At 61.1% G+C, this 12,419-nt stretch carries 8 protein-coding genes; 4 read left to right on the top strand and 4 right to left on the bottom strand.

Annotated elements, in window-relative coordinates; translation table 11 throughout:
• Positions 1-650: 650 nt before the first annotated feature.
• Positions 651-2,108: an ApeA N-terminal domain 1-containing protein gene (locus ABD742_RS06295; RefSeq protein WP_234747997.1), complete on the bottom strand. Its 1,458-nt coding sequence runs from the start codon at positions 2,106-2,108 to the stop codon at positions 651-653.
• A gap of 75 nt (positions 2,109-2,183) precedes the next feature.
• Positions 2,184-3,671, bottom strand: a complete 1,488-nt coding sequence (locus ABD742_RS06300) for a hypothetical protein (RefSeq protein ID WP_234747995.1) — start codon at positions 3,669-3,671, stop codon at positions 2,184-2,186.
• A gap of 908 nt (positions 3,672-4,579) precedes the next feature.
• On the opposite strand from ABD742_RS06300, the gene ABD742_RS06305 reads away from it, so the two are divergent.
• Positions 4,580-5,290, top strand: coding sequence for an SOS response-associated peptidase (locus tag ABD742_RS06305; protein ID WP_234747993.1), 711 nt, complete (start codon positions 4,580-4,582; stop codon positions 5,288-5,290).
• A 293-nt stretch (positions 5,291-5,583) separates the two neighbouring features.
• Entirely contained in the window at positions 5,584-5,982 is a 399-nt protein-coding gene (locus ABD742_RS06310) for a hypothetical protein (RefSeq protein ID WP_344787443.1), read from the top strand.
• Here the strand turns inward: ABD742_RS06310 and ABD742_RS06315 are convergent.
• A complete protein-coding gene (locus ABD742_RS06315) occupies positions 5,939-9,235 on the bottom strand; it encodes a DNA polymerase III subunit alpha (RefSeq protein ID WP_234748627.1) in 3,297 nt (1,098 codons plus the stop codon). The genes ABD742_RS06310 and ABD742_RS06315 overlap by 44 nt on opposite strands.
• 6 nt (positions 9,236-9,241) lie before the next feature.
• Positions 9,242-9,529: a DUF6504 family protein gene (locus tag ABD742_RS06320; RefSeq protein WP_035743724.1), complete on the bottom strand. Its 288-nt coding sequence runs from the start codon at positions 9,527-9,529 to the stop codon at positions 9,242-9,244.
• 530 nt (positions 9,530-10,059) lie between these two features.
• Between ABD742_RS06320 and ABD742_RS06325 the strand changes: the two genes are divergently transcribed.
• Together ABD742_RS06325 and ABD742_RS06330 are read left to right on the top strand one after the other, a co-directional pair.
• Positions 10,060-10,779 (top strand): 8-oxoguanine DNA glycosylase OGG fold protein, encoded by a 720-nt coding sequence (locus tag ABD742_RS06325; protein WP_234747989.1) that lies wholly within the window; start codon positions 10,060-10,062, stop codon positions 10,777-10,779.
• Positions 10,780-10,966: 187 nt separating this feature from the next.
• A complete protein-coding gene (locus ABD742_RS06330) occupies positions 10,967-12,265 on the top strand; it encodes a ScoMcrA-related endonuclease (RefSeq protein ID WP_234747987.1) in 1,299 nt (432 codons plus the stop codon).
• Positions 12,266-12,419 lie beyond the last annotated feature (154 nt).

Raw genomic sequence — 12,419 nt, forward strand, 5'->3', positions numbered from 1 at the left:
GCATGCTTCCGGAACTCCACTGACTTGAGCTCGTGGAGGTCCAAGGTGATAGCCGGACACCCCAGTTGCCTTGCCGTCGGACAAGCGTCAGGGTCGTATCGCCCTCGACCGCGACCGGTTCCTTGCTCCGCAGGAAGATTTGACCTTTGTATGGTCCTGTTGAACGAACCGACCGCTTGGGGCCGAACCCATCGATGTCCAAGTCGAAGGGGTGGCCGTTGCCCATGCGATTGGCTTCGATGGCCGCCGATACCCCGTTGCCCAAGGCTCCAAAGAACAGCGGCCACGACATCACTTTCTGTAGGGAACAGAGCGGGTGCATCAGCCGTCGCTTTTCGAGCGCCAGTGAGCCAGCTGTGCTTTCGGCTTCCGGGCCGGGTTTGGGCGCGGCGATCCAGGTTAGCCGTTGTGGGACCTTTCCTATATGCCTTTGTACTTATCTTTCATCTTCCGGGCCCGGATCTAGTAGGCGACCATCGAAGCTTTACCATTTCGCCGTCCACGGCCAAGGGTTGAGGCTGTCGAGACCTGAGGATCCGGCCCGATTCGTTCCGCAACCGTTCGGGACGTCCAGCGTCGGTCAGGAATTTTTTATCGGAACAGTTAGGTGCGGCATTTGTTGCACGGACTTATGTGAAGGAGTCAGGGGTTCAAGCGTGGTCTTCGGGTTCGACCGTTGCCGCGTTTCGAAGGTCTGACAGTTGTTCCATGGATTCATATTGGCCCTGGATTAATGCCAGCCTGAAACCATCAGCGCCGACTTTCATTTTTATGGTGCGATCGTCAAAGCCGATGGCTTTGAGCCAATGAGCTTCGAACAACATGGTGCAGATGAGGGTTGCGACGCGGGTCGCTCGAATGTCGGTTGTCAGGACGACTGACTCTTCGAGGCCGTGAGCCACGATGTTTCTTACCCGGGCAACATGTTTGGGCCAGTCGGTCTTGTTTATGAGGCTAGAAACAGGGTTTCCAACGCCTTGGTCAAGTCGTCTCAAGCGATCTTCCAGCGTGGGATTTCCCCGGTCGTTTAAGAACTTCCTTAGGTCGCGCCGGAGTCTGGAATTTCCTATGCCTGCGTCCTTCAACGCTTCGCTCACCTGCACGGCGATTGGCGTCTGTTCAGGTGCGGCCGCGTCCGGGTGTAGAACTCGGTCTAAGGACTCGACCATCTGGGCGGCCGTTGTGCACCGAACGAGGTCCCCGGCGGCCCTGTGGCTGACCAGGCTAAGGTACTGATCCATCGGAAACTGGAGGCGTGGGACGGCATCAAATACTTTGGGAATCTGGACGGCGAAATCGAAATCATTTAGCGAATGCTTTGTCAGGACTCGCTGATCGGAGCTGGCAGCGCGCGGCGCGAACGAAGTCCTCATCGTGACCCACGAACTTGTGGGATCTTCGTGATCACCTTCGGTCTCCCATTGAGTGTTGGTCAGCCTAATGAAGGACAATCCAGAAAGTTGTCCGGTGGCGGAGACGACTAGGATTTCAAGTGGTTTTAGCCAATCGGTGAGTAGTCTTTCGATGGATATCGGTTCTGGGAAGTCCAACTCGAAGCGACTTGTGCTCTGAAGGGAAACGGCGACACCGGGGGTCGTCTCGGACGCAGACGTACAGACGAGGCGAATGGCCACTCCATTGTGCTCGGCTTCCAGAATCTGGTCGGGTTGGAGAACGATTGAGGTGACGTGACCGTTGAGATCTCGATCGACCGTATGGCCTCTCCAACCCGTCCAGGAGTCTTGGTCCCAAAACTGGACTCGCACATTCGTGAAGTTCAGTTCGTCTTCGGAGAGCCACAATCCTTCGAACGTGTACTTCGGGTGGATGCGGCAGTCCATCAGCTCGTTCATGCTGAAAGAACCGGAGCGGTACCTGTTGCCGACGGCAGTGGTAGCTGTCCCAAAGACGTCACCGTGCAAAAGTTTGAACTCGCTGCTTGAGGCCTCGAAGTCAGCAGGGTGAAACGCGTCCCAAGAACTATGAAGCCGCAGTTCAGGCTGTCCGTTACTCAAGATCTCATAGGCGCCGTGAACAGGATGAATGCGTTCTGTATCCGAACTGCGAAACCACCTCGACGGGCGAACTGATGTTGGCGAAGTCGTCATCTTTTCTTCCATTGAGTTGGGTGAGTCGCTGAAACGAGTGAGAGGCAAAGGCGCCCCGCATTGCCCTTCGTGGGGTTAAGGCTCAGTAGTTACGTTGGATGGCGTCGGTAGCCCGGCTGGATCGGGGACCGGCGCGGACGGCAGATCGCTTGCAGTTTCGGGAGCATGATCCGGCTCAAATTGAATGGGAGTAGGCCAGGCAAAGCCGCGCCTCATACTTGGAAGTGTCCGCGGGCGATGGCGCCACATCCATCCCGCAAACGATAGCAGCACAACAACGCCTGAGATCAGTCCCATCACGGCCCAAGGACCCCAGAACCCGAGGGCCGCAGCTTGCCGCAAGGGTGTGACGAGCCATTCGCCACCCATCCCCGGAGAAAGTGTTTTTACTGATTCGAGAAGCTGCCCGAGAGTAGGAATCCCCACTATGACAGCAACCACGGTTGCGGCGAGGGTTATCCACCACGAACGCCTTGCTGCCTTGGCGTCGCTGAGGGTCGAATGGGCCATACCAGCTAGGTCGAGTGCGGTCTCGATAGTTGGCCGGATTTGGTCCGCTCCGAGCTCCTGCAGAAGGTCTTTGACAATCATTCGGGATTCGCCCGCACGAACATTTCCTTGTCGGAGTTCCGAGAACAGAAGAATTGCGTCTTTGTAGCGCTGCCGGAGCTTTCGTTCGCCGAGGGACATTCGAGCGACTTGCTCTTCCATTGCCTCCAGGCGTTTGTACAGAAGCAGCGCATACTCGATGACGAGGACCGTGTTGAGCTCCGAAATACCAAGGGGCGGCTCTCCTTCCCACTGGAAGTAAGCCGCTGACCCCAGACCAGTGAAGAGTGAATGGTCTGCTCGAAGCGAGTAATCTTGCGGATCTTTCACGTGGGCGGCGATTTGGGCGGGACTCGCCCTCAGCGCGATGCGGAGAACGTCTTCGCGATGCCGCGTGCGCCATTGGGCCGGTTCGCAGCATACGTCGGGCTTAATGATCGCCAGCGGGTACAGAATCCAGCTGGAGCACCCCTGTCTCAGAGCGCCCATGACGGCGTAGAGGTTTGCGAAAACGGCCTCGTGCAGGGACACCGGATGCGGGTGGTCGATACGTGCGCGACGAGCCCCAGCGTCCAGTTCATCGGCCCACTCCGTGACTCTGTCTTCCCATCCGCTTCCGACCAGGAGGGGTTCCGCGACCTCGGAGCGCACAATGCGCGGGGCATGGCCGCTCATGAGGTCGAGTACTTGGTCAGTTGTGAGTGGACCTTCGGTTCGGAGAGCGACGCTTAGCTGAACGGCTCCGCTTTCGTGGAGGAGCAGGCGCGGTTCGAAGACGACCTCCTGCTCAGCTTCCACCCCGGGGACCTTGAATTCGTGGTAGCTCTCCCGGAGCGCGACCCTGACGAATCGGTCCTCATTGTGGCTTCGGCCCCCGAAGAGGGTGGAATCGATAGCACGCTCGGCTGCGGAGACGAGTTGCTGGCCCAAAATCAGTTCCTCGGCTTCGTCGAGGGTCTTTTCAAGGCTGTAATCTTCGTTGTCTGACTCTGGATCTGAGGGAAGTGATTCCAAATCGGAGTCGTCTGGACGTGGAGCATCCGGGGTCGCGTCACCACCACTTTTGCTTTTGCGCACAAAACGGATGTTCGGGAGAACTTTCCAAATACCGAATATCGGGTGCTTGAGAATGAAGAACAGCAGGGGCAACAGTGTCTTTTTCGAAGACAGTTTTTCCAAGTCGGCAACCACTCGCGGGTACCATAGAGCCCGGAGATGAAGCAGGCCCAGTTTTGGGTGCCGCCAGGCAAATGAGAGACCGGCATCCCAGGTCGCCATCTTCGCTGCGTGCTGATAATCACGATTCATCGCTCGAGCGCGAAGCAAGCGGCCAGCCACTGGCCGCAGACGGTTGGGAACGCGGATTGCCGTCTCGGAAGGCCAAGCTGCAGCCAAGCCCAAGTCAGCGGCCAGCAGCTTCCTTGATGCCCTCACGATGTCCATTCTCCGTGATAGCTGCGTTGTCAGCGTAAAGTGCACCGTGGCCGAGGCGAAATGCGCGTCGTGCTGAATCGGCTTTTTGTTTCTTGTCCGGTTCCATCTCTGGGTTCGCGTGGTTCCTGGCAGCATCTACCTAGCCTAGGATGTACTCGCCTCCCCGCTACGCATTCGAGTCGACCCGGACTGAGGGGGCATATCCGCGAGAGATCTGAACGCGCAGAACTCGGATTCCGGAGTCTACCGTTAACCGTGTATATTCCTGATCCATTCGATCACGTCAGCGGCATTCGCATGCCTCCGGCGGGTCGTTATTTGTGCAGCGTCGAAGGAGAAACGTGGCACGGCGGGGCGATCGACAACCGCGCTGATTCGGGGACGGGTGGTTCCCCCCTGCTACCTGCTACGGCCGGACATCGACGTCACTTCATGGCGAGAATGCCCGTACCAGCCCTTGGCAACGGTCTCTGGGGCATGATGGGTGCATGTGTGGACGTTACGTGGTCGCCCGGGCGATCGGTGATCTTCTGGCTGCCTTCGACATCGAAGAGTCCTACGTCGATGAGTTGGAGCCTTCCTACAACGTGGCGCCGACTGACACGGTTCCGCTGATTCTGGACCGGAGTTCGGGAGAGGGCGCCCCCGTGACGAGGAAGCTAGTGACCGCCCGGTGGGGTCTGGTGCCTTCGTGGGCCAAGGACCCCAAGGGCGGCGCGAGGCTCATCAACGCCAGGGTGGAAACCGTCACCGAGAAGCCTTCCTTCCGCAAAGCCGCGTCGGCCAGGCGCGGTCTGCTCGTCGGCAACGGTTACTACGAGTGGGAGAAATCGCCGGGCGGCAGAAAGATCCCAACCTACTTGCACGGCCTCGATGACGAGATCTTGGCTTTCGCTGCGTTGTTCGAGAACTGGCCGGATCCGTCCCTGCCGAATGATCATCCGGACAAGTGGCTTCGGACGGCCACCATCATCACGACGGCGGCGCCGGACGCGCTTGGGCATATCCATGACCGGACGCCGCTGATCGTGCCGCCGGAGATGTTTTCGGATTGGCTGGATCCGGAGACCACCTCCGAGGTCGATGTACGTGCGCTGCTGGATTCCATGCCCGAACCACACTTGGTGCCTCGGGTCGTGAGCGACAGGGTGAATTCGGTGAGGAACAATGGCCCTGAGCTTATCCAACCGGCCGATTGAGGCAGATTGCAGGATGTGGTGGTGGACGACGTGGAGCCGAAGTCTTTTGAGCTCACGGACGAGCAGGTCGCTCTTCTGCCTCCGTCCACGGGGGCCCAAGGCGAAAGTCCCCGCGAAAGCCGGCTGGCCCGAAGGTCGATCCTCCGGAGATGTTGGTCCCCAACGAGCAGATGACTGACGAAATGTGGGCTGCTTGGAACTGGCCTGCCGATCATGTCAGGCTACCCTCGGACAAGAGGACTGTGGCCTTGAGCTTGTGGCGCAGAGACGGGAACATCTGCCAGGTCTGCGGGTTGAAAGTCGACATTATCCTCCGCAACCGGCAACCGGCGATGGCAAGCGTGGACCACATTATGCCCCTGCGTCGCTACGCGCCGAAGTACGAAACCGATCGTCTGAACGTCTGGGGCAATGTCCGGCTGTTCCATCTTTGCTGCAACACCGCCCACGCCGACTTCGATGCAGAGTGGATTGCCGTCGCCGACGACCGGAAGATGCTGCGGTTGGCAGTTGAGCAATTCGAAACTACCGGCTCCTGGCTGCCTCCGAAGACCGGGTTCCTGCAGCTTGAAGCGCCGCTTGTGACCCCGGCTTGGCAAGAAGAAGCAACCAACGGGCGGCCAACCGGTTCCTTTGGTGAGGAGTGGACTACGCCGGAGTCGTCCGCAGGTCCGGGTGACCGGACAAAATAGCCAGATCGTTCCAGGGCTCTGCCGAAGCCGGCCTCGGGAGGCTGAGGGTGCTGAGGTCCCAGGCGTTGCTGGCTTGGAGGGACATTCCGCGTGGGCCGGTGCGGCGGGTGGTTCCTTCGATGAGTAGCAGGTTCGTGGAGAAGAGGATCGGCGGGTCGACCTTTTCCTGGGCGTCGCTGAAGAAGGTGGCGTCGACGCAGCCGGTGCCGTCGTCGATGCTGATGAAGACGACGCGTTTGCCGCCGCGCATGGGCGGTGTCTGGGTGGCGACCCGGATTCCCGCGACGAGGACCTTGGAGCCGTTGCGCAGGTCCAGGAGGTCTTTGGCTTTGGTGACGCCGAGCCGGTCCAGGAGCGACTGGTAGGAGTCGACCAGGTGGTGGGTGACGTCCAGGGCCAGGATGTCCAGTTCTTCCCTGGTGATCTCCAGATCGGTCAGTTCGGGCATGGTGGCCTGGATGGTTGGTGCGTCGATGGCCGGGAGCGGGAGGGCGAGCTGGCCGGGGATGACCTGTAGCCGTTTGGCGGTGCGGGTGGCCTGGTTTCGGGCGGCGATCGCCGGGCGCGTCCGTTTGCTCTGCCCGGTGTAGAGGGTGTCGAGGGCGCCGACGAGGGCGAGGCTTTGGACGGTGGAGGCGCGGAGCCGTGCGCGTTCCTTCAAATCAGTCATGGAGTCGAAGGGCCCCTCGGTGACGATCCGGTGGATCTCCCTGGCCTGGATGCCTTTCACGTCGGCCAGGGACATGCGGATCCCCAGCCGCCCGTCCGGCGTCGGCTCGGTGACGTATTCGTCGGTCGAGCGGTTGACGTCCAGGGGCAGGATGGGGATGCCGAGGCGCCGGGCTTCGGCGACGAGCAGGCGTTTGGGGTACATGCCGGGGTCGTGGGTCCAGAGTCCGGCCATGAACTGGACGGGGTAGTGGGTTTTCAGCCAGGCCGACTGGAAGGTGGGTTTGGCGAAGGCGGCGCCGTGGGCGCGGCAGAACCCGAAGGACCCGAAACCTTTGACGACGCCCCAGACCTTGTCGATCACCTCGGGCGTGTAGCCGCGCTCGAGGGCTTTCTCGTGGAAGAACTTTTCGACGCCGGGGAGGCGGTCCTCGTCGGACAGGAAGCGCCGGAGCACGTCGGCGTAGGCGAGCCCGCAGCCGGTGAACGTGTCGATGATCCGCATGAGCTGTTCGTGGAAGACCACGATCCCGTAGGTGTTCCGCAGGAAGGGTTCCAGGTCGGGGTGGAGCTGCTCGACGGTTTCCCAGCCGCCGCGCCGGTTCAGGAACGGTTTGACCATGTCGGCCTGCATCGGGCCGGGGCGGAAGAGGCTGATGTCGGTGATCAGGTCATCGAACACGGCCGGCTGGAGCTTGCCGACGAGTTCGCGCTGGCCCGGGGACTCGATCTGGAAACACCCCAGCGTGTGGGTGGAACGGATCAATTCGAAGGTCGGCTCATCATCCAGCGGCACCGCTTCAAGGTCGACGCTCTCGCCGGTGGTGCGTTTGATTTCGGCGACGGCGTAGGCCATGGCCGACTGCATCCTGACCCCGAGGACGTCGAGCTTGATCATGCCCATCGGGTCCATGTCGTGCTTGTCGTACTGGGACATCGGCAAACCCATCCCGGACGGCTGCACCGGGGTTCGGTCCAGGAGCGAGGTGTCGGAGAGGATCACCCCGCAGGGGTGCATGGAGATGTGCCGGGGCAGCCGGTCGAGCCTTTCGGTGATGTCCACCAGCAGGTCCAGCTGCCGGCTGCCTTCCACCCGTTCGGCAAGGTCCCTCAGTTCGGGTTTCTCCGCCATGGCTTCCCGGAAGTGGGAGGCGGAGAAGCGCCAGAGGTTCTTGGCGATCCCGTCAATGTCCTCCGGGTCCATGCCCAGGACCATGCCGGCGTCCCTTGCCGCGCCGCGGGCCCGGTAGCCGGACTGCATCGACATGAGCGTGACCCGTTCCGGGCCGAAGCGGGCGAAGATCTCGTGGTAGATGTCGTGCCGTCTCGCTGATTCGACGTCGATGTCCACGTCCGGGAGGGTCCGGCGCTCGGCGCTCAGGAACCGTTCGAAGAGCAGGTCGTGCCGGATCGGATCCACGAACGAAATGCCCAGCGCGTAGTTGACGAGGGACCCGGCACCGGATCCGCGGGCCGCGGAGCGGATGCCCATGTCCCGGATGAGCCGGGCGACCTCGGCCACGGTCAGGAAATAGGACGCGAACCCCAGATCGGCGATGGTGTCCATCTCCAGCCGCAACCGCGACTCCACGACCTCTAGTCCAGCGTGGCCGGAGCCGGTGTAGAGGGTGTTGACCCCTTCCCGGGCGCGTTCCCACAGCACCGCGAGTGGGTCGCCGGTGATGCCGATGATGGAGGCTTCGGGCATGACCGGCACCCCCCAGCCGGCATCGCTGACCGGGTCGATCCGGCACCGGTCCGCCAGGGCCTCGGTCTCGGAGAGGAGGGTTTTCGCGGCCGCGGCGCCGGCCTGCCCGACCGCGGCGATCTCCGCGGCAAGGGCGCTCATCATCGATCCGGGTTTGAGCCAGGCCTGGGCCGTTGGCTGGACCCCGGTCTCATCCAGGCGCCGCAACGCCCGGGCGGCATCCAGAATGTCGGCCGTGATCGCCCCATCCGGCAACACGTAACGGACCGCGTTCGTCAGTACCGCCTTCACCTGGGCCCTGCCGGCGAGGCGGAGCATCCTGGTCGCGTGGGTATGGCTGAACGGCAGCCCGGGTGCGGACAGATGGGAGACGACCTCGACTCGGAGTGCCTCCGTGGGCAGGTGTCCGAGCCATTGCTCGATCAAGGCCATTCCGTCACCGCGGGACCCGACCTTGAGCCCGACGTCGGAGAGCGGCCCGAGCATCACCGTCCCCACAGGCTTGGCATCGGTGAGAAGGTGCGCGGCGATTTCCGCCCGGGTCACCGCGACGGTCTTGCGGGCGTGGGCGGCGGAGACCAGCCGGCACAGGGCCCCGTACCCGGCGCCCTGGTTGTGGCCGTGGGCCAGGACAACGACCCGCCCGCCCACGCTTCCGTCAGCGTCCAGGACGGCGAGCTCCACGCCCAGGATCGGATCGATCCCGGCCGCGACACACGCGCCGATGTGTTTAGGGATCCCGTAGAGCCCGTCCCGGTCCGTCACTGCCAGGGCGTCTGCTCCGCCGGCCTTCGCCGCGGCCGCCAGGGTGTCCGGCCAGTCCACCCCATAATGGGCGGAAAAGGCCGACGCAACGTGCAAATGGGTAAACATCAGGAGCTTCTAGCCGAGGATCCGGGCCAGCACCCAATCAGCGTCGTCACGGACCAGCTCGAACACCCGCTCCGCCGAACGGCCACGCCCGGAGGCCGTGATCCGCCACGTCTCCGTCTCCAGCACCTGCGGGCCGATGCCCTTCTGAATACGGGATTGCTCGACCCACCACGGGCGCCGGGTATAGAACCTCAGAGGGGTCTCGGTGCTCCGATACTGCCGGTCCCGCCACTCAAACCCCAGTGGGCAGCCGTCCGGAGTCGTCCGCACTACCACACGCTCATCAACATCCAGCACTAGAACACACCTTCTAAGTGAAAAACTATTAATAGAATATGCTTTCGACTCTATATGTCGCCACCGACAGTTTGGGTCGCCGACCATTCTTGGTCTTGGAGGGCCCCGGGCAAGGGCAATCCCGCCTAGGAGTCGGCAGCGGACCCTTCTCACACCCGGACGAATGCCGCCCAAGGTACGGGCTTCCGACATCCTTCCTCTGCGAGAATCAAGCGAACAGAAGCATCACTGGGACCAACTCGGCGATTACTGATCGGGCTGATGAGCCCGAACGTCCATTCAAGGCCTGTGGTCGGGCCCCCGAGTATCCACGTGGGTGGGGTGGTAATACGAGATACGTCTGTATCTTGGGAGTTGCACGAAGGGGTTCAAGAGGGCCAACGATTCTGGTTCATTTTTGTACCGTCCCCGGATCGTGCCCGGAAAGATAACTTCCGCCTGATACGGACTCCCGAAGCCATCCGTTTCGTGAAAATGCGGGTAACTTCCACTTCGAATCGTCCCTACCTACCCGACGCAAAGGACATTTCTTGAGTAATCCCGCCGCGCCGGCTCCACTGATCGAGTGGCTCCGACCCCGGACACGCGAGGAAACTATCTTCAGCCACAAAGTCCTCGTGAATTTGGACTGGTGGAATCGACAGCCGGAACTGGCCGGTCAGCCTCTGGTGGGAACCCTCGAGGACAAATCGGTGACCACCGAGGGCAAGGCCTGGAGCAGCAGGGGGGATCTCTTCGAACTCGCAGCCGGGCCGGGAACCTCGGACACGCTGCCCCTTCTGTGGGCAGCCGTGGCGTGGGGAACGGGTACCCGGCATCGTCTCAACCTAAAGCGCATCGATGCCGTGTACCAAGACCGGCCCCGGGCCGAAGGTATCCTCCGCAGTGCTTACATTGCCGCCGCAAAGTCGGCGCGGGATGGATACACGTCCATGCGCGGGACGCGAAACACCAACGGGTTCAAGTTCCTTGGTCCGGCTTTCTTTTCAAAGGTTCTTTACTTCGCCGGTGCCGGCAATCCCGGCCATCCTTGCCTGATAGTGGACGACAGAGTTCTCGCCACGCTGCGTGCGTGGGCAGGTCCGGAAGACAAACGGTTCAACTACAGGTACGGGTATCCCGTCTCGACCTACGAGTCTGCCGTCGATCTCATGCAGGAGTGGGCAAATACCGCAGCGGATAACCTGGGCCGCGAGGTCGCCGCAGATGAAGTTGAAAGGTGGGCCTTCGAGGTCAGCGGCCGGAAATGATAGCCCCTCCCGTCCTCCGGGATGGAGCGCCGTGTTCCCATGAATGCGACCCTGCCTGCCGGCCCCGGCCTTAGATAGGCGGTATGAAAGATACAACGAGAAATGAGCGGCTCGGAAGTGAGCCCGACGTGTCCGCTGCATCAAGAAGCTGCAACAGGACCGGCACTCCGGAGAGGACCTCGATCCAGTGAACGACACTGACGACAGCACGGCGCCTAGACGTCACACGTACTCCGAGTTAATTCCGGAGAGTATCGAGCGAGCTCTCAGGCTGTGGAAGGCCATAGGTCGTGAGGAGTTCATTGGTCGTACCCGCTACAAGGAGTCGGCGCGCTATGTGGTGATGCATGACGGCCAAGCCGTAGATAGTAAGCCATTGGTAGCTATGGCATTTCAGCTTCAGTTCAATTGCGGCCAGGACGGCACTCCGCGATTGTCTGGCGGTCGGCAGACCGAAGAAATCCTCGGTCGTCTTGGGTTCGAGGTCACTGACCTTTGGGCCGATGGTTTTGACCTGGAGCTTCCCAAGACTATTTCTCTAGGGCCAGAAACACAGTTCTGGTGGGCCACCCAGACCAAAAACTTCCAAGTGGTGTTTCCCGATCGCACACTCTGGGCGCCGCTGAAAGACGCCCTCGGACGACGACAATCGCACTGGTCGTCCCTAAGGAAGTCCAGGCCGGGCGACGTCGTTTTTCACTACGTCAGCCCGGTTGTCCGGGCCGTCAGCCGAGTCGTCACTACGCCGCGCGCTGCTCTAACCCCGAATGGATATGTGGAGGAGGCTAACACCGAGGGAACACTCCTGTTGGTGGAGCCGATTGCGGATACGAGTCTGGACTTTTCGGAAGCGGTGCAGATCATTGGTTCCGGCAATGGGCCAACAACCAGGGCGGGAAGTATCCGCCAGGGCTACTTTTTTGGACTCACAGGGGAGGAAGGGCAAGCGCTTCTCCGGGCGGCAGGACTGCAAATATTCAACGCGTCGCAGGAGACGTTGCCCGACAGTCACGGCGCTCCTGCCGACTACGAGACATTTCTCGAAACGGCGACTGATCGATACTCCGTAATTGCCATTCGCGCCGAACAGGCGTTCCTCCGGCGGCAACAGCTGGATATTCGCGGCAATGTCTGTTCTCTTTGCGGGCGAAAGCTACCGCCAGAGCTGTTGGTCGCAGCGCACATCAAGCCTCGTTGGGCGTGTAGCGAGCTTGAGCGAATGGACACGGCACACGTGGCGATGCTGGCGTGTCTCCTGGGTTGCGATGCGCTCTACGAGCTGGGAATCGTCGTGGTCGACCGTTATGGACGAATAAATCCGGGAAAGGTTTTGCCAGGCGCCCCAGCCGACTTAATTGCCAACCTCACCGGCCGCAGATGTATCGCTCACGAGGCGCAAAACGCCGATTTCTTTGGTTGGCATCAACAACATCACGTCCGTGATCCGCGAATTAAGACACCTCGGAGCACCTCAACTGAATCCTGAAAAGACTGTTGTCACCGGCACTCAACCCATGGCGGATGTCCGAATATGATGGCGAGCACATGGAAGTTTATCTGAGTTCAGATGAAATGAAGTTCCCTGCCAGGTTCCCTCTTTGGCGTTTTCAGATGTACCGACCGGTTGCCATTGCTCTTGA

It is taken from the genome of Arthrobacter ramosus (assembly GCF_039535095.1).
Classification (GTDB): Bacteria; Actinomycetota; Actinomycetes; order Actinomycetales; family Micrococcaceae; genus Arthrobacter; species Arthrobacter ramosus.